The 17500-nt window shown below is 37.4% G+C and carries 15 protein-coding genes, 3 tRNA genes and 1 rRNA gene; 5 read left to right on the forward strand and 14 right to left on the reverse strand.

All coding sequences use genetic code 11. The annotated features are described in order from the left end of the window. Positions 1-87 precede the first annotated feature (87 nt). Positions 88-918, reverse strand: coding sequence for a pur operon repressor (purR, locus tag LACPOB_RS0100365; protein ID WP_017866869.1), 831 nt, complete (start codon positions 916-918; stop codon positions 88-90). A 382-nt stretch (positions 919-1300) separates the two neighbouring features. Between purR and ispE the strand changes: the two genes are divergently transcribed. Further along, complete coding sequence (gene ispE, locus LACPOB_RS0100370) at positions 1301-2194, forward strand: 4-(cytidine 5'-diphospho)-2-C-methyl-D-erythritol kinase (RefSeq protein ID WP_017866870.1); 894 nt, start codon at positions 1301-1303, stop codon at positions 2192-2194. Positions 2195-2272: 78 nt separating this feature from the next. Here ispE and LACPOB_RS0100375 read toward each other — a convergent pair whose 3' ends face one another. From LACPOB_RS0100375 to LACPOB_RS0100410, 8 genes are all read right to left on the reverse strand, one after another. Beyond that, entirely contained in the window at positions 2273-2512 is a 240-nt protein-coding gene (locus tag LACPOB_RS0100375; protein ID WP_017866871.1) for a Veg family protein, read from the reverse strand. A gap of 106 nt (positions 2513-2618) precedes the next feature. After that, complete coding sequence (gene rsmA, locus LACPOB_RS0100380; RefSeq protein ID WP_017866872.1) at positions 2619-3518, reverse strand: 16S rRNA (adenine(1518)-N(6)/adenine(1519)-N(6))-dimethyltransferase RsmA; 900 nt, start codon at positions 3516-3518, stop codon at positions 2619-2621. Next, on the reverse strand, positions 3511-4074 hold the full coding sequence (gene rnmV, locus LACPOB_RS0100385; RefSeq protein ID WP_174795776.1) for a ribonuclease M5: 564 nt from the start codon (positions 4072-4074) through the stop codon (positions 3511-3513). The genes rsmA and rnmV overlap by 8 nt, the downstream gene beginning before the upstream one ends. 4 nt (positions 4075-4078) lie before the next feature. Next, positions 4079-4849, reverse strand: coding sequence for a TatD family hydrolase (locus tag LACPOB_RS0100390; protein ID WP_017866874.1), 771 nt, complete (start codon positions 4847-4849; stop codon positions 4079-4081). Positions 4850-4996: 147 nt separating this feature from the next. Next, positions 4997-7012 carry a methionine--tRNA ligase gene (metG, locus tag LACPOB_RS0100395; protein WP_017866875.1) on the reverse strand — a complete coding sequence of 672 codons (2016 nt, stop codon included), beginning with the start codon at positions 7010-7012 and terminating at the stop codon, positions 4997-4999. 164 nt (positions 7013-7176) lie between these two features. Further along, positions 7177-7881 (reverse strand): NAD-dependent protein deacylase, encoded by a 705-nt coding sequence (locus LACPOB_RS0100400; protein ID WP_017866876.1) that lies wholly within the window; start codon positions 7879-7881, stop codon positions 7177-7179. 26 nt (positions 7882-7907) lie between these two features. Beyond that, the gene (locus tag LACPOB_RS0100405; RefSeq protein WP_017866877.1) at positions 7908-8861 is read right to left on the reverse strand and encodes a hypothetical protein; all 954 of its coding nucleotides are present in this window, start codon (positions 8859-8861) and stop codon (positions 7908-7910) included. After that, positions 8854-10128, reverse strand: a complete 1275-nt coding sequence (locus LACPOB_RS0100410; RefSeq protein WP_017866878.1) for a hydroxymethylglutaryl-CoA reductase, degradative — start codon at positions 10126-10128, stop codon at positions 8854-8856. Before LACPOB_RS0100410 ends, LACPOB_RS0100405 begins: the two co-directional genes overlap by 8 nt. Before the next feature lie 201 nt (positions 10129-10329). On the opposite strand from LACPOB_RS0100410, the gene LACPOB_RS0100415 reads away from it, so the two are divergent. After that, on the forward strand, positions 10330-11139 hold the full coding sequence (locus tag LACPOB_RS0100415; protein ID WP_017866879.1) for a substrate-binding periplasmic protein: 810 nt from the start codon (positions 10330-10332) through the stop codon (positions 11137-11139). 102 nt (positions 11140-11241) lie between these two features. Here the strand turns inward: LACPOB_RS0100415 and LACPOB_RS0100420 are convergent, their stop codons facing one another. Next, positions 11242-12168: a Ppx/GppA family phosphatase gene (locus LACPOB_RS0100420; RefSeq protein ID WP_017866880.1), complete on the reverse strand. Its 927-nt coding sequence runs from the start codon at positions 12166-12168 to the stop codon at positions 11242-11244. 70 nt (positions 12169-12238) lie between these two features. Beyond that, positions 12239-13255: a tryptophan--tRNA ligase gene (trpS, locus tag LACPOB_RS0100425; RefSeq protein WP_017866881.1), complete on the reverse strand. Its 1017-nt coding sequence runs from the start codon at positions 13253-13255 to the stop codon at positions 12239-12241. 439 nt (positions 13256-13694) lie between these two features. On the opposite strand from trpS, the gene helD reads away from it, so the two are divergent. From helD to LACPOB_RS0100440, 3 genes are all read left to right on the forward strand, one after another. After that, positions 13695-15962 (forward strand): RNA polymerase recycling motor HelD, encoded by a 2268-nt coding sequence (helD, locus tag LACPOB_RS0100430; RefSeq protein WP_017866882.1) that lies wholly within the window; start codon positions 13695-13697, stop codon positions 15960-15962. A gap of 96 nt (positions 15963-16058) precedes the next feature. Next, positions 16059-16131, forward strand: a tRNA-Thr gene (locus LACPOB_RS0100435). 166 nt (positions 16132-16297) lie between these two features. Further along, on the forward strand, positions 16298-16903 hold the full coding sequence (locus tag LACPOB_RS0100440) for a sigma-70 family RNA polymerase sigma factor (protein WP_017866883.1): 606 nt from the start codon (positions 16298-16300) through the stop codon (positions 16901-16903). A gap of 89 nt (positions 16904-16992) precedes the next feature. On the opposite strand, the gene LACPOB_RS0100445 is transcribed toward LACPOB_RS0100440, so the two are convergent. The 3 genes from LACPOB_RS0100445 to rrf form a co-directional block, all read right to left on the reverse strand. Then, positions 16993-17066, reverse strand: a tRNA-Arg gene (locus tag LACPOB_RS0100445). Positions 17067-17108: 42 nt separating this feature from the next. Continuing rightward, positions 17109-17180 (reverse strand) — tRNA-Gly (locus LACPOB_RS0100450). A gap of 41 nt (positions 17181-17221) precedes the next feature. Further along, a 5S ribosomal RNA gene (rrf, locus tag LACPOB_RS0100455) occupies positions 17222-17338 on the reverse strand. Positions 17339-17500 lie beyond the last annotated feature (162 nt).

The following is a 17500-nucleotide window of genomic DNA, read 5'->3' on the forward strand; positions in this document are numbered from 1 at the left end:
ATACAGATATGGAGCAATTCATGTCTATTTTATACAGAAAAAACCCCGAAAATTCGGGGCTTTTTTGTATTATTTAACTTTCAACCTTTAGTTATCAAATACTTTTTCTAGATAGTTTCCTGGATCAACTTGGATCGTTTTATCTTCCGAGTTGATCTGGTTGACACGTAACAGTGAAGTATAGTCTTCCACCATTCTTTGACCAGCAAATGAACCTTCAGCGAAAACAGTGATACCTACGAGTTCAGAATCGAATTCTTCGATCATCGATTTCATTCCGTTGACGGTACCGCCACCCTTCATGAAATCATCAACGACTAAAACATGTGATCCTTGTTTTAAGCTACGTTTGGACAACTCCATTTTTTCAATTCTTTCGCTTGAACCAGAAACATAATTAACAGAAACAGTTGCACCCTCAGTGATCTTAGAATCACGTCTGACGATCACAAATGGTACATTTAAATACTCTGAGACACTTTGTGCGATCGGCACACCTTTAGTAGCAACAGTCATTACAGCATCGATCTGCTTGTCTATATATTGACGAGCAATCACACGACCGACTTGTCGTAAAACGTCTGGACGGCCTAGTAGATCAGATAGATATACATAACCACCTGGTAATAAACGTGTTTTTGCTGACATTTCAACTACCATATCAGAAATAAACTCGCGCGCCTCGCCTTCATCGATTGATGGAATAAAGCGAGCACCACCAGCAGCACCTGGGATTGTTTCTAAAATACCGATGCCTCTATTTTTAAAAGTTCGTTTTACAATGGCTAAATCCTCAGAAATGGATGACTTGGCTGACTCATACCGGTCAGCAAAAAAAGTCAACGAAATTAACGTGTGAGGCCTTTCCATTAAATAATTAGTCATATCGATCAAACGATCGCTTCTTCTTGTTTTCAAATTTTAACCTCCGCTAAAAAAATGTTCAGTAAGTGAAATCACTTCGTCATTATACGCTAACTTTAAGGAATATAGTAGTTTTTTACAAAATTCAACAATAATGTTCGCATTTATGTAAAATTATCTTTAAAAATACAATTTTTCAAACTACTAAAACAGCACAAATTAACGTTCGTTTCCTGTTAAACAGCAAGAATAAGGCTATCACTTTTTAACTACTTCGTCAATATTTTGTTCTTTTTTGCAGTCATCCTCAATAATTTTTCTCAAAATAGCAAGATACAATTTCCGAAAACATACATCAATAACTCTTTAGACTTTTAAATTTATAACATTATAGATATAATAAAGTTTAATAAACGTTTAGAAATAAGGTGAGACCTTGGAAATCACGGAAAAGGCCCCGGCCAAATTAAATTTATATTTAGATACCCCATTCCAACATTCAAATGGTGATTTTGAATGGGAAATGGTTATGACAACGGTCGACCTAGCAGATTACATCCATATCGAAACACTGCCAGACTACGACCAGATCATTGTTCAAACTGATAGTGGTTTTTTGCCTTGTGACCATCGAAATCTAACGTATCAAGCCGCTAAGAAAATCAAACAGCATTTTTCAATCAGTGTTGGGCTTAAAATTTCTATCCAAAAAAATATCCCAGTTGCTGCTGGAATGGGTGGCGGCTCAGCCGATGCTGCTGCTGTTTTACGTGCCTTAAATAAATTGTGGAAATTAGGCTTATCATTGCAAAAACTAGCTAATTTTGGACTATCACTTGACTCTGACGTGCCTTTTTGTGTTTATAGTCAACCTGCTTTAGTCACAGGTAAGGGAGAAATAATTACCCCGCTAAATGAATTACCAGCCATGTGGTTTATTATTGCTAAACCACCAGCGAGTGTTTCTACTCCATTTATTTTAAAACAAGTGGATCATCAAAAATTACATCATCAAAACATTGAGCAACTTGTGACGGGGATCAAAAGCCAAGACTTTAAACAAATAACGTCTAATATGTCCAATGTGTTAGAGCCTATAACCGCCAAACGTTATCCCGAAATTTCAAGAATAAAAAATAAAATGTTACAGTTCGGTACCAGTGCCGCATTGATGAGTGGGACTGGTCCAACAGTTTATGGAGTTTGCGAAAAGTATTCCCGTGCTTCTCGCGTGTACAATAGTCTACGTGGTTTTTGCGAAGAGGTCTACCTTGTTAAACCTGTCAGTTTAAATGATGAAAAAGGCGCATTGAAAAATGATCTTGTCTAACTTATAAAGTTAAAGACAAGATCATTTTTATGTAGAAAGTATAAAAAAGCCCGTTGATGTACAACATCAAGGTCCTTTTTAATCGTTATCAAAATTTAGTTCGATATTTCTAGTTAATACGTCTGTATAACTGAAAGACACACGCTTAACTGCATTTTCATCCTGATCTAAATCAACAACAAACACAGCAGGGAATGTTTCACGCAAGATTCCATGCCTAGTTGTGACTTTTTTACGACCAACCTGAGTTGTAACAGTTAAATTATTACCGATTCGATCATCTAACTTAGTTTTAATTTTAGCTATCGTAACGGGCATTAAATCCACTCCTTCTAGAATAAGATTATACCACTTTTTTACGAAATCCGCAATTATACCATACTGATAATTATACATCAATAAAAATAACAAGATTTTTATTGTTTTATTTAGAAGATAATCCTTGCTCTAATAAACAATCACTTAAACGTACAAAATCCGCTACGTTAAGGCGTTCCGCTCTAACACCAGGGCTAATTTGCGCATCCGCTAAAGCTAAAGTTAATTTGCTTTTAATGTTTTTTTCTTTGCCATATAGCCCTAGTAAATTATTCCATAAACTTTTTCGCTTATGCATAAAACTACCTCGAACAAGATTTTTAAATTCAACTTCATTTTGCGGCTGATATTTTTGCGGTATTCTTTTTTTCATTGAAACAATGGCAGAATCCACTTTAGGACTCGGCACGAACACTGTTTTAGGTACAAAAAACGCGATCTCACTGTCGGTTGAATAAGCAACACCCACCGTTAAGGAGCCATAATCTTTTGTCCCTGGTTTTGCAGTCAAACGTTGCGCCACTTCTTTTTGCATCATAACAGTGATCGATTTAAAATCAGCTTCTTCATCTAATAAATGTAAAACGATCGGAGTTGTGATGTAATAAGGTAAATTAGCCACTATTTTAACTTGATGTTTGCCATCAAAATGTTCTTTGATCAGTTCCGACAGCTGAACAGCTAGAATATCAGCCCGTATTACAATCACATTTGAATAATCCGCCAATGTTTCTTTCAAAACAGGGATTAACCTTTCGTCGATCTCTAAGGCTAAAACTTTGTGTGCTTTTTTAGCAAGTTGCTCAGTCAAAGCTCCAATACCTGGTCCGATCTCGATCACATCGTCATCTAAACTGACATCAGCCGCAAGCACGATTTTTTTTAATACATTTAAATCCGTTAAAAAGTTCTGGCCCAAGCTTTTCTTAAAAGTTAGACCATAGGTTTCCATGATGGCTTTAGTCCGCATACCAGAACCAATTTCTGGACGTTCGTTATTATTCATCGTTTTTCCCTACTTCCTCAACATGTACTAAGGCTTCTTTAAATTCAGCAGGAGTTACCCGAAAGAGGTTTAGCCTTTTATATAATTGTTTGCCATTTACATAACCGATACGTAAAAATTCACATAATATTTCACGTCTTTGCCGCGCATTGGGACCTGAAATCAAATTGGCGGCTAAAAGATCAGCCTGCGTGATCACCGGCTTTGCTTCAGGAACTTCGGTATATAAATGAGATAAGGCCTCCCTAATAGCTGCTGGACTGGCGTGTTCTACTCCTAGACTGCCTTGACCGTGCGGGATCGCATCTCTTTTATTTAAAAATGCGTGCTTCACACCTGGAACAGCAGCTTGAATTGTTTTACGTATCTTTTCACCTGAAAAATCTGGATCAGTAAAAACGATCACACCACGTAAGTCGTTTAACTCATCGATTTGATTTAAAGCCTCATCACTGATCGCTGAACCTCTGGTTTCAAACGTATCCGCATTGACTGCCATATTTATACGCTTGGTATCGTCTTTTCCTTCAACAATGATTACTTCTTGTATCTTCATTTTTTCATTCATTAATTTGTAAAACTCTTTTCGTGTTTTGATAAGTTGCACTAGCAAGTTGTACTGCACTCATTTTACGTTGTGCGGCAATAAATTCCAAGGTGTACCTAGTCATTCCAGGTTCGTTTTGCTGGCCCCGATATGGCATTGGAGTCAAATATGGTGCATCCGTTTCAACTAAAATATGTCCTATTGGTGTTCTACGTGCTGCGTCTTGCACTTCTTTGGCATTATTAAATGTTACCACGCCACTATATGAAAGTTCCATGCCTAAATCTAAAAACTTTTGAGCCCAAGACCAATCACCATTGAAACTATGCATAATACCACCAAACTTACCAACATTCATTTCTCTTAATATGTCATAACAATCTTCAAACGCATCACGATTATGAACACTGATGGGTAATTCAAACGCCTGTGCTAACATAATTTGCTTTTTAAAAACTTCTTTTTGTAAGTCATGATCGACGTCACAATGATAATCCAGTCCTATCTCACCAACCGCAACCATCTTTTCTTGCGTTAATACATCTGTCATCTGCTGTTTAAGCGTTGAATCATATAAAGCACTGTCTTCAGGATGACAACCAACTGCACCATAAATATCCGGATACTTTTCTAATAATTCGCATAGCGAAACTGTACTAGGTCCATCATATCCGATCACTAACATTGAAATAACATCCAACGCTCTAGCGCGCTTGATCACATCATCACGGTCATTATCAAACTCAGCTGAGTTTATATGTGTATGTGAATCAAAAATTTTCATAAAAATCATTCCTCCCAAAGCTCGACCGAATTTATCTAAGTTTTAGCCCTATTAAACAACAATAAAAATACTATCTTTTGATCTTACTTCAACTTATGTAAAAAAAGTTCGAGAAGAATTTCTCCTCGAACCAAAATTCAATTTATTTTAGCTGATCAATGAACCGGCCGGAATGTTATCTGGCACTGTGATCAATTGGACTTGATCTCCATATTCAGCTGAAAGTAACATTCCCTGACTAACTTCTCCGCGCATTTTTCGAGGCTGTAAGTTAGCAACTGCAATAACTTTTTTACCAACTAATTTTTCAGGTTCTGGATACCATTGAGCAATTCCAGATAAAATTTGACGTTCGCTTTCATCACCAGCGTCCAGACTAAATTTCAGTAGCTTATCGGCACCCTTTACTTTGCTGACAGACTTGATCAAAGCAACACGTAATTCAACTTTATCAAATTTGTCAAAGCGAATCTCTTTTTTGTTTAGAGTTAAAGTATTTTCTTTAGCGTCATTGATTTTATCGGCCATTGCTTTACGACCTTTAACTTTTTCATTTTTAGACATTTTTGATTTAATATACTCAATTTCCTCATCAGTATCTAAACGTGGAAAAAGTGGCGTACCCTTCTTAACCACCTGACTATTTGCAGGCAAATCAAAGAACGATACGGAATCAATATTCATATTGTCAGCTGCCAATCCCAACTGCGCAAAAATTTCTTTCGGTGCGTGCGTCAAAACCGGCTGTAATAAAATAGCGATCACGCGTAAGCTAGCCGCCAAATGGGCCAAAACACTGTCTAAGTCGGCAGTTTTGCTTTCATCTTTAACCAAGGTCCATGGTTCTGTTTGATCGATATACTTATTCGTACGTGAAACAAACTTCCATAAAGCACCTAAAGCATTGGAGAAGTGCATGTTATCCATTTCTTCTTCATACTCTTTCACAGCGGCCTGAAAAGTCTGCTCTAAGTCAGTATCAAACTCAGTAACACCACTATTTAAGGCAGGTATTTGACCACCACGATACTTATTGATCATCGCCACAGTTCTGTTTAGCAAATTGCCTAAGTCGTTTGCAAGGTCATAATTAACTTTATTGATGAAATCTTCTGGTGTAAAGACACCATCATTACCAAACGGTACAGCACGCATTAAATAATACCGTAAAGCGTCTAAGCCATAACGTTCAACCAACATTTCAGGGTAAACTACATTTCCCTTAGACTTGGACATCTTACCATCTTTCATCAAGAGCCACCCATGACCCACGATATGTTTAGGCAAAGGAAGATCTAAAGCCATCAAAATAATAGGCCAATAGATCGTATGGAAACGAACGATCTCCTTACCTACCATATGAACATCAGCCGGCCAGTATTTATTAAATAAAGACAAATCATCAGAGCCATAGCCTAAAGCAGTGATATAGTTACACAAAGCATCGATCCAAACGTAAACTACGTGTTTTGGATCATTAGGTACCTTCACGCCCCAGTTGAAACTTGTCCGTGTAATAGCTAGATCTTCCAAACCTGGTTTAATAAAGTTATTCAACATTTCATTTTTACGAGTCTGTGGAATAATAAAGTCAGGATGTTCGTCATAGTACTTCACTAATCTATCAGCATACTTACTCATCTTAAAGAAATAACTTTCTTCTTCAACTAAAGAAACTTCATGACCAGATGGTGCCTTGCCCCCTGTCATATTACCTTGATCATCACGATAGACCTCAGCTAACTGGGATTCCGTAAAGAATTCTTCATCAGAGACTGAATACCAGCCCTTATATTTACCTAAGTATATGTCACCTTGATCGAGTAATTTTTGAAAGATCTTTTGAATTGCCTTTTCATGATAATCATCAGTCGTCCGAATAAACTTATCATTAGAGATCTCCAAAGTTTTCCACAAATTTTTGATGCCCGCTACCATTTGGTCAACATAAGCTTGTGGCTGCATCCCTAGCTCTTCAGCTTTTTCTTCAATTTTTTGACCGTGTTCATCTGTTCCCGTTAAGAAAAAGACATCATAATTTTGTAATCTCTTATAACGTGCGAGCACGTCACACGCAATTGTCGTATAGGCATTACCGATATGCAACTTACCAGATGGATAATAAATCGGTGTCGTAATATAAAATGTTGGTTTATCAACCATATTAACTTTCGTCCCCTTTATTTCTTACAAGCAAAATTTTAATTATCATTTTTTAATTTCAATTCTTTTTATTATAGCATATTACCCCTAAGGTTCTCACTATCCCGAACTAATTTAGCCATGAAAAATAACAAAAACATGGGAAGATCCCCATGTTCTATCATTTATTCAACATTAACTTTGGCAAACTCTTCAGTCGCATCAGCTTGGATCATGACTCCATTGTCTGGAATAGTGATCTGTTGTTTATTCACAGCAACAAGTTTTGCTCTTGGTGAACAATATGAGATCAATCCTGCAAATGGATATACAACAAACGAAGTACCCACTACCACTAATAGATCAGCTGCTGAAATGGCGGTTAAAGAACGACGCAAATTATCTTCATTGATTTGTTCGCCGTATAAAACAATGCCAGTCCGCAAGATCCCGCCACAATTTTGGTGGTGCATATCATGCTGATATTCTTCCAAGGTCGCTTGTTTGCCACATTTTTGGCAGTAAACATGTGACAATTCCCCGTGGAATTCAACTAGATTTTTATCCGGTGTGCCCGCTTTTTTATGCAGTCCATCGATGTTTTGCGTGATGACCATCGCGTTTTTTTTCTGGGCAAACTCAGCCATTTTTTCATGGATCACATTTGGTTGTGCCTGAGGGTAAATCATGCTTTGCGTGACAAAGTCATAATGTTTTTGCGGTTCTTTATGCCAACAATCTTCACTTAATAAATATTCAGGCGCTTCTTGCCCGGAATAAAGGCCATTTTTAGAACGGTAATCTGGGATACCAGATGCAGTCGATACACCGGCACCAGTCATAAATACTACATGCTTTGCTTCATTCAATAAATCATTGAGTTCAGTCATTATTAACCTTCCTTTCAAATTAATAATTATCTAAGTAAATAATCAATATGCATCTGTTGTAAAATATCACCGATCTTAGCGGCATAAAAACCACGGAATATTTTTTCTTTGTCATGTTCTGGCTCGGGGATAACAAAAGAATTTTGCCGGTCAGATTTATAACGAACGATATAAGCTGGTTTAAAGTGCAGATTATCCTGTAAAGAAGAATGATATATTTCAAATAACTGTGAAATTTCCAAACGTGTCTGCCGTTCACTTAAAACTGGTTCTAAACTAATAAAGTCATTTAATCCTAAGGGAGCTTGGCCCCACTCAGATAACTGATCATCAAATCCACGCCATAACTTAACTATTGCGGCTCTTATTTTTTGTGGACCCGTAATTTTTCTTTCGGTTAATCCTGCATATAATTTTTCCGCCGCAATAAAACAGCGAGGATATAATTCTTGGAGTTTTTGTTCTGCTTGTGGTTGCTTTCCATCAAACAAAACCAAAGCATCTACTAACTTAACAGTTCGTAACACCATCCAAGCATCTATTTCTCCCTGTTTTTCAGGTTTGAGCTGAGTTAATAAGCCTTTATAGAACAATTCAACGATTTCTTCATCCAGTAGTCCCAGTTTGCGTTGCTGTGGATAAATTTGCAAATGTAAGACCGTATCATATAATTCCATCCCCGCTGTCATGATCTTCGAGTCACGGTTTGGATCATTAGTGGTCATTAGGAAATTTATTTGCGGTACATTTTGACCCATAGCCAAAACATGCAAAAATTCATGAGAAACAGTATAATTTGGTGCTGTTACATCATAAACATCTAACTGCATTTGACCATCATGCAAATACATTTGTGCTTGGTCACTTGCTAACCAGCCTTTTTTCTCCTCCTTAAAAGAAATATTAACCGGTTTTTTTACCATTTTCAAAACTTCGTCTTGCAGGTCTAAAACTGTTTGTTTTAGCTTTGGTTCACTCATTTTCACTTGCCTCATTTCTAATTTCATCTAAAACATGTTGTGCAATTGCCTGATCTTGTTGAGGTAACTTCTGTAAAACACTAACAACTTGCTCTATTTCATCTTCTTTGGCCCCGACCGATACCGCTAACGACTTCATCTGTAAATTCATATGTCCTTTTTGGATCCCATCGGTCACCAAAGCATATAATGCTGCTAAATTTTGTGCTAACCCCACACTAGCGATTATTTTTTCTAACCCCAGCGCATCTTTTTCTGATCGTAAAGCCGAGTTGACCTGAACAAGCGGTACGATCCCGATCGACCCTCCCACAGAACCGACAGGAACTGGGAGAGACAATTCTCCTTCTAACTGGTCCCCTGCTACTTTCCAGGTACTTAATCCACGATACTGTCCATCTCTGGCCGCATACGCATGGGCAGCCGCCTCTATTGCACGCCAATCATTGCCACTGGCGATCACTGCAGCATCGATACCATTCATGATCCCTTTATTATGTGTAGCTGCGCGATAAGGATCGACCTGAGCAACTCGACTGGCTTGAGCCAACTTTTGTGCAATTTTTAGACCTGGTAAGCCATTTTTAGCCAAATTAGCTACTGGTATCTGACAACTAGCCGTGACTAAACATTCTGTCGTATAATTGGATAAAATTGCCATTAAAACATCGTGATGTCCTGTAGTTCTTAATTTATCAGCAACTGCTTCGAGCATACTATTGATCATATTAGCACCCATCGCTTCTTTAGTATCAATGATCAAATCAACAGAAAGCAGGCCTTGCTCCAAGATCCTAACCTTGAGTGCCAACGGACCGCCGCCACGTTTCACGATCGATGGATGTGCATCAACCGCAGCCTGCATCAATTCAGTTTCTTGCTCTTCGATTTTTTTCTTTGTAGCCACAAGATCTGTCACATTTTCTAAAACGACCTGTCCTCTCATCGCTCGTCGGCTACTTTTAGTATGAAACCCGCCTGTCTTTTTAACAATAGCTGCGCCATGGCTTGCTCCAGCAATCACCGATGGTTCTTCAATAACCATCGGTATTAAATATTCTTTTCCGTCGATCACAAAATTCAACGCCAACCCTTCAGGTAACTGGAATTGGGTCAAAAAATTTTCAATTTGAGCCTCCCCTAACACTGGTGTTACCGCATTTTGCTTAAGTTGTTCGACTTGTTTTTCGGATAGCTTGTTCTGTTGTGTCAAAATATCTAGTCTTTGAGACCAAGTTTTACGGTAATACTTTTCAAATCCTTGCATTTTTGTCCTACTTTCAACGAATTATTTAAAAAAATACTTTTTGCTTAAATTATCCATTTCCTATTATATAATAAGGGGGAAGCTCATCTGCAAGTTTTTCGTTCAAAATAAGCTAAAGTCTTTACTCGCGCGATATTTTTGTGCTGTCATATATTAATGTAGCTAGACGATCTTGGCAGCTTTATTTTAGGAGGTACTTTTTTGAAACACATCAAGCATAAATATCTATGGTCACTCTTATTAGTTTTTGCTGTTGCCATAGTCTTTATCACTCCCACCATTTTGGCTGATGATACTTTGAAGGTCGGTATCTTAGAAAGTGATGCACCATTAAGTTCACGTAATAAAAGTAACAAAATGCATGGCGCTAACGTCGCGGTCGCCAAAGAAATTGCAATTGACCTGCATAAAGAGGTGCAGTTTGTTCCAGCCGAAAGTAACAAACAATTACAGCAAAAATTAAAAAATGGCACGATCGACTTAGCTTTGGGCACTCTCTGTAAAAATAAGCGTTCAACTAAAGATTTTCAGTCTTCTGCCCCATTTCTTTACGTGGAAAATATCCTTTTCCGTCGTTCAGATAGTAAGAAAAAATCGACCAAAAAACTAGCTGACCAAAAAGTTGGTATACTTAAGAATGGTTCACAAACACAGATATTCAAACAATTGCATTTCAAAAGGCACCCATACTCTTCGATTTCCCAACTCATAGACGCTGTAGAAAATAAACAGGTCAAAGCAGCTATATTAACTGGTCCACAGTATACTGCTTACTTAAAAAAACATCCTGAGCTAGTTGCAGCTAAAGATAAAACTGATAAAAAACAAAAACAACACGTATTAAAACGGATCAAGGATCCACAGATCACTGCTCAAAATATCCAAGCTACGACCTACCATGACCAAAAATTAAATAAAAAAGTCACCAACTCCCTGGAAGAAATGGCTAAAGATGGACGTCTAAATCAAATATCTGTCAAATATTTTGGCAAAGACATTACTTATCCATAAATTACCAAAATCGCTAGCAACTAAAAGTACCCCATACTGTTAGACTTCGCTTTGAAGTGTAGCAATTATGGGGTACTTTATTTTCATGCCTGATAAATCAGTTTATTTTGTCAACTCAGCAATAATACCTTCCCTAACACCACTTTCCGAGAAAACAACTTCTGGTATATTATATTTTTCCAAAAGTAAAACAACTGGGGTCAAACCTGCAATAATAATATCTGCCCGCTCTTTTTCAACTCCAAGAGCTACTTTAAGTTCTTGGTGATCTTTGGCTAACCAGTCCTGGAAAACCTCAACAAAACTGAAAGAAGACATTTTTTTACCATGCAAGCCCTGGTCATTTGTACCAGTTGAATTTTGTTGCCCCTGACGCGCAACTGTACGGTTAGCACCACCCAGCAACACTAAAGGAAAACCTACGCCTTTTGTAAGCCATGGTAATTGTTCAAATTTATGCAAAATAAAACGTTGTAAAGCAAAAAAATCTGCCGCACTGATTTTATTTGATGCATTATATTTCTCACTTAAAGTAACAGCACCATATGGGATGCTGATATAATCGACAGCTTGCCGGTCTTTAACCAAGGCAAGTTCGAAACTGCCACCACCCATGTCACAGATCAAACAGTTTTCCAGTTCAAAAGCATGCATTACACCAGCATAATCATAATAAGCTTCAGAATCCCCAGACAAGATCTCAATATCAACACCAATTTTATCTTTCACGAGTTTTAAAAAATCAACACTATTTGATGCACTACGCACTGCTGCCGTTGCCACACCACGTACGAGCGTCAGTCTGGGCTCCTTTTCATATTCGCCCTTGAACTTTTCCAAGGCAGCCACCGTGCGCTCAATTGCTGCTTTTTTTAATGTCAATTTCTTACCAGACTCACCCATTCCTTCAGCTAATCGAGTCATTTCCTTGAAACGTTTGATCTCTTGAAAGGAATTATCAGAATTGATTTGATAGATCGCCATTCGTGTGGAATTAGAACCTAAATCAAGTAGTGCAATTTTTTTCATATCGATCTCACCTCTTAGATCACAAGTTTATTAAACAGATTTAACCTGTAATTAACAATTATCGTGTTTTTTATTCAAAATAATTGACACCGATCGCAGCCCTAACTTCTTTCAAAGTTTGTGCAGCAACTTCATTAGCTTTTTCACTACCCTTTTGCAATATATCATATATTGCTGGGATGTCTTTAGCATATTCAAGGCGACGACTTCTAATTGGTGCAAGTTCTTCTTCCAAGACATCACTTAGGTAACGTTTCAACTTCACATCACCTAAACCACCAGCTTGATATTGTTCTTTTAAGTCAGCCACATGCTGTTGGTCTTTGGCAAAAACATCCAGATAGGTAAAGACAGTATTTCCCTCGACCCTACCAGGATCTTCCACGTGTACATGATCGGGATCGGTATACATAGACATGACCTTCTTTTTCAAAGTATCAGCATCATCTGACAAATAGATCGCATTGTTAAGAGACTTGCTCATCTTGGCATTCCCATCTAATCCTGGTAAACGCCCCGATCCCTTAGCCGGAAAAACTCCTTGTGGTTCCACAAGAACTTCTTTACCATAAATCGTATTGAAGCTCCGCACAATTTCGCGTGCTTGTTCGATCATCGGTTCTTGATCATCACCAACCGGCACTGTATCAGCTTTAAAAGCAGTAATATCAGCAGTTTGACTCACAGGATAAGTGAAGAAGCCAACAGGGATCGAACGTTCAAAATTCTTTTGTTGAATCTCTGCTTTAACTGTTGGGTTACGTTCCAGTCGGGAAACTGTGACCAGATTCAAGTAGTACAAATTCAATTCTGCTAAAGCTGGGATTGCTGATTGAACAAAAATTGTTGATTTTTCAGGATCCAAACCGACAGCTAAGTAGTCTAGTGCAACCTCGATCAAAGAATTTTTGATTTTTTCCGGATCACGAGCATTGTCAGTTAAAGCCTGCTGGTCAGCGATCATGATATAAGTATCATAATCACCTGTTTCTTGCAGAGCCACTCTTTGTCTTAAAGAACCAATATAATGTCCAATATGCAATTTACCTGTTGGTCGGTCTCCCGTTAAAATAACATGTTTATTCATAACAATCCTTCTCCTTTATAATATCCAAATTTTTAAATTATGTCTGAATTAAAAAAGTCCTATTGTTCCAATAACAATAGGACGATTACTCGCGGTGCCACCTAAATTGCGGAAGATCCGCCACTCATTTCATAATTATTTTTTCTCACAGTACCAATTCGATCACTATTACATCTCTCAGCATATGATGTATCTCTGTCGTCAGCTCCCTACTTATCCTGTTCAACGAATTAACTTAATTTTATCAGACTACTTAAGCTTGTAAAGACCTACTAATGAAAAAAACTAAAATTCTGACAAGACTGCTAATTTATGATAGCGTAAATTGAAATTTAGTTAAATATTACTTACAATTGATAATACAAGTTTTCAGCTTATAAATTTAACAAACTGAAATTTAGCGCAGGAATTTTGAAAATACCAGAAAGGATCTGCATTCATGGAAAATGAAAGGCAATTAGAACAAAATCGTGTAGATCAAGTTGTTAAAGAGATTCAAAAACAGCAAAAACAAACAGAAAAAGAATACAAAAAAGCGCACGAAGAGACTTCTTCAGTAGAAAAAAACTATGTGCAAAATGCCAAAGTCAACACGACTGAAGTTGACGATCGAATGGAAACAAATGCTGAAATTCAACAGCAAAAGCAATTAGTTGCCAAAAATGTGCAAACTGAACAAATCTTAAAAGAACAGTTAGAAACATTGCAAGACTTAGAAAAGTCCCCTTACTTTGGGCGGATCGACATTCAAGATCCAGGTGATGAACAAGAAACACTTTATATCGGCACAGCATCATTAAACGATGACCACCAGAACTTTTTGATATATGACTGGCGAGCTCCGATATCATCGGTGTATTATAACGGCACTTTGGGCCACGTTGAATATGAAACACCCGCGGGACAACAACAAACAGATCTTCTAAAAAAGCGGCAATTCAAGATAAATAACGGCCAGATCAAAAACATGTTTGATACTAATGAAACTGTCGGTGATGAAATTTTACAGGATGTCTTAGATGAACACAGCGACGAATATATGAAAAACATCGTCGCTACTATTCAAAAAGAACAAAATGATATTATTAGGGATACGAAAAGTGACCTCTTGTTAGTTCAAGGAGTTGCAGGAAGCGGCAAAACCTCAGCAATCCTACAACGCATTGCCTTTTTGTTATATCACAGCCGCGATACCTTAAATGCAGATCAGATAGTACTATTTTCCCCTAATTTACTCTTTAGCCGCTATATTTCTGATGTTTTACCTAGTTTGGGTGAAAAAAATATGCGACAAGTGACCTTACACGAGTTCTTTTCGCGTCGGTTACAGGGATTAAACGTTGAGTCACTCTTCGAACATTACGAAAATGAAAACAATTTTTCAACTGAACAAAAGAAATTGAACAAATATAAACGCTCGATAAAATTTATGCAAAGTGTTAAAAATTACGCCAATCATTTGCCAGCGACAGACTTCCATTTCACAGACATCACACTCAATGGCGAGATCATCTTTTCTAAAGAAGAGATCACACGATTATATAGTAGTTTTGCTGGAAACATGACCTTAGGCCACCGCTTTAATACCTTAAAAAAGAAGCTGCTTAAAAAGCTAGATAAAATTGTTGGTAAACGATCGACCAGTAAAGAGATACAAGATATGTTAGAAGACCTTAGTGATGAACAATATAATGAAATCATCGGTGATAAGGAAGATAGCTTTGCTTCTTATGATGAAGAGCAAGCCTATCTAGGACTTCAGATCACACAAAAACAATATGCCGTGATTTATGATGCCTTATATAACGACTTCTTTTTTGACGGCTACGAACAATATGGTGCATTTCTGAAACAAGTATTGCCTGGCTCCTTCAACGAATACGCGCAAAACTTAGAATATCATCGTATCGAATTAGATGATTGTGCGCCACTTTTGTATTTACGTGATCTATTAACTGATAGTGGTCAAAGTCATAGTATCGAACACCTCTTTATTGATGAAATGCAAGATTATACATTTGCTCAAATGAGGTATTTAAAACATGTTTTTGCCGCTGCCAAGCTTACATTACTCGGTGATAGTGAGCAGGCTCTTTATTCAGAGTCTCAAAGACCTGAAGACCTGCTGCAAGGCTTAACTGATACTGTCCATGCACAACGCAGTAATCTAAAATTACTCAATAAAAGTTATCGTTCAACTAAACAGATCACTAACTTCATGAAGGCAATGCTGCCAGAAGGCAACGATATTGAAGCCTTTAACAGACCAGGTGATCGTCCAGTAATTTGTCAAGTCAGCGATGAAAAATCGGCTTTGTCTGCGCTTTATTCTCATCTTAAAAAATCGGCCGCCAAGTATTCTTCTGTCGCTTTGATCACAAAAAATATGACTGAGAGTCAACAGCTTTATGAACGACTCCACCATAATTTAAACGTTACACTATTAGAAGAAAAAGATCGAACTTTACCTGAAGGTATCGCTATTTTACCAATTTATTTAGCCAAAGGTCTTGAATTTGACAGTGTGATCGTCAATAATGTTTCTGAAACTGAATATCCTAAAACTAATGAACGTGGAATACTGTACACGATCTGTTCTCGAGCCATGCACGAATTGATTTTAATTTGTCCTGGTAAACCATCACCACTGATCAAAGAGCTTGATCCAGCTTTGTATACGACGGAACAAACTTTATCTCTCAAGTAAGTTCAGTTAATATCAATTTACAAAATTTAATTACTATAACAAGTATTGCAATTATTAAATGTATATAATATACTATTTAGGTACTGATAATTGCATGCCACTTTAGCTCAGCAGGTAGAGCATCACCATGGTAAGGTGGGGGTCGCCGGTTCAAATCCGGCAAGTGGCTTAATTAATATAAGGAAACTGTTTTTGAAGCAGTTTCCTTTTTTGTCGATAAATTATTATTTTTTTGCGATTAATTTTCCCTAAAATAAAGCGCTTTATTTTAGATTTAGATTAATAGTGTCAAAATGAATACTGCAACATCAATTCACAAGAATAGAGGTAGTAGTATGGTCGAAATTAGTAAATATAAATATGGGGATGACGATTTAAAATTAATAACGGATATTTTAGAAGATCCTGAAAGTTTATCATTTATGACTTTATTTCAAAAATACCGTCCTTTAGTGTTTGCGACAATCGGAGCTTTTCATTTTCGCTATTACGACAACGATGATTTAAAAGTTGAGGCAATGATGGTTTGTTATCGAAGTGTACAAGATTTTGATCCAAATCGAAGATCCTCCTTTGGATCATTCTTCAAAGCCAACCTAACCAATTATTTTTTTACCTTATTACGAAATCAAAAGGCAAAAAAGCGTCAGCACGATCTTTTTACGAGTTCCTATGAATCTTTACTTATCAATAACGGTAGCGGCTATCTTGGACCTGATTATACCAACATGTCACCAGATAGGCATCTATTACTTCAAGAAGACTTTAAAAAACTTTCTAAGGTTCTATCACCTCTGGAAGTTCAAGTCATGGAAATGTATTGTAGCCCAAATGCATTTTCAAAACATAATATTGCTGAAAACTTACAAATTTCCGACGATCGTCTATACAATGCAAGAAGCCGTTGTAAAATAAAAACAAAAAAAGTAATCTATAGCTAACAAAAAAATCCTGATAACTAGAAAAAACTAGTCGTCAGGATTTTAAATTTAACTTGATTCAAAAGGTTTAATACTTTTAATAAATAAAATGCACCCAGTAGGAGTCGAACCTACAACCTTCTGATTCGTAGTCAGACACTCTATCCAGTTGCGCTATGGGTGCATATAAGTTATTAAAATTACTGAGCACTGGAATTTCCAGCGAAGCGGAAGACGGGATTCGAACCCGCGACCCCCACCATGGCAAGGTGATGTTCTACCACTGAACTACTTCCGCAAAAAAGATACTGAGAAACGTATCCCAGTATCAAAACATAAGCGCGGTAACTACCTACCCTCGCAGGGGGCGATCCCCCAACTACTCTCGGCGTGACGAAGCTTAACTTCTGTGTTCGGCATGGGAACAGGTGTAGCCTTCGTGCTATCATCGCCGCACTTTTATTTCTATGAGAGATCCATTCTCTCAAAACTGAGTAACATTTATTTCCACTAATTTTTCACCAAGTCACCTGCGCGACTCTTGGGTCAAGTCCTCGACCGATTAGTAATGGTCCGCTCCATGCCTCACGGCACTTCCACTTCCATCCTATCTACCTG

Origin of the sequence: Ligilactobacillus pobuzihii E100301 = KCTC 13174 (assembly GCF_000349725.1) — a bacterium.
Lineage (GTDB): Bacteria > Bacillota > Bacilli > Lactobacillales > Lactobacillaceae > Ligilactobacillus > Ligilactobacillus pobuzihii.

Coding starts and splice junctions, on each gene's coding strand:
- LACPOB_RS0100375 (WP_017866871.1), bottom strand. CDS start 2,512: ATGCCCGTTACGATAGCTAAAATTAAAACTAAGTTAGATGATCGAATC.
- rsmA (WP_017866872.1), bottom strand. CDS start 3,518: ATGAATAATAACGAACGTCCAGAAATTGGTTCTGGTATGCGGACTAAA.
- rnmV (WP_174795776.1), bottom strand. CDS start 4,074: ATGAAGATACAAGAAGTAATCATTGTTGAAGGAAAAGACGATACCAAG.
- LACPOB_RS0100390 (WP_017866874.1), bottom strand. CDS start 4,849: ATGAAAATTTTTGATTCACATACACATATAAACTCAGCTGAGTTTGAT.
- metG (WP_017866875.1), bottom strand. CDS start 7,012: ATGGTTGATAAACCAACATTTTATATTACGACACCGATTTATTATCCA.
- LACPOB_RS0100400 (WP_017866876.1), bottom strand. CDS start 7,881: ATGACTGAACTCAATGATTTATTGAATGAAGCAAAGCATGTAGTATTT.
- LACPOB_RS0100405 (WP_017866877.1), bottom strand. CDS start 8,861: ATGAGTGAACCAAAGCTAAAACAAACAGTTTTAGACCTGCAAGACGAA.
- LACPOB_RS0100410 (WP_017866878.1), bottom strand. CDS start 10,128: ATGCAAGGATTTGAAAAGTATTACCGTAAAACTTGGTCTCAAAGACTA.
- LACPOB_RS0100420 (WP_017866880.1), bottom strand. CDS start 12,168: ATGAAAAAAATTGCACTACTTGATTTAGGTTCTAATTCCACACGAATG.
- trpS (WP_017866881.1), bottom strand. CDS start 13,255: ATGAATAAACATGTTATTTTAACGGGAGACCGACCAACAGGTAAATTG.
- helD (WP_017866882.1), top strand. CDS start 13,695: ATGGAAAATGAAAGGCAATTAGAACAAAATCGTGTAGATCAAGTTGTT.
- LACPOB_RS0100440 (WP_017866883.1), top strand. CDS start 16,298: ATGGTCGAAATTAGTAAATATAAATATGGGGATGACGATTTAAAATTA.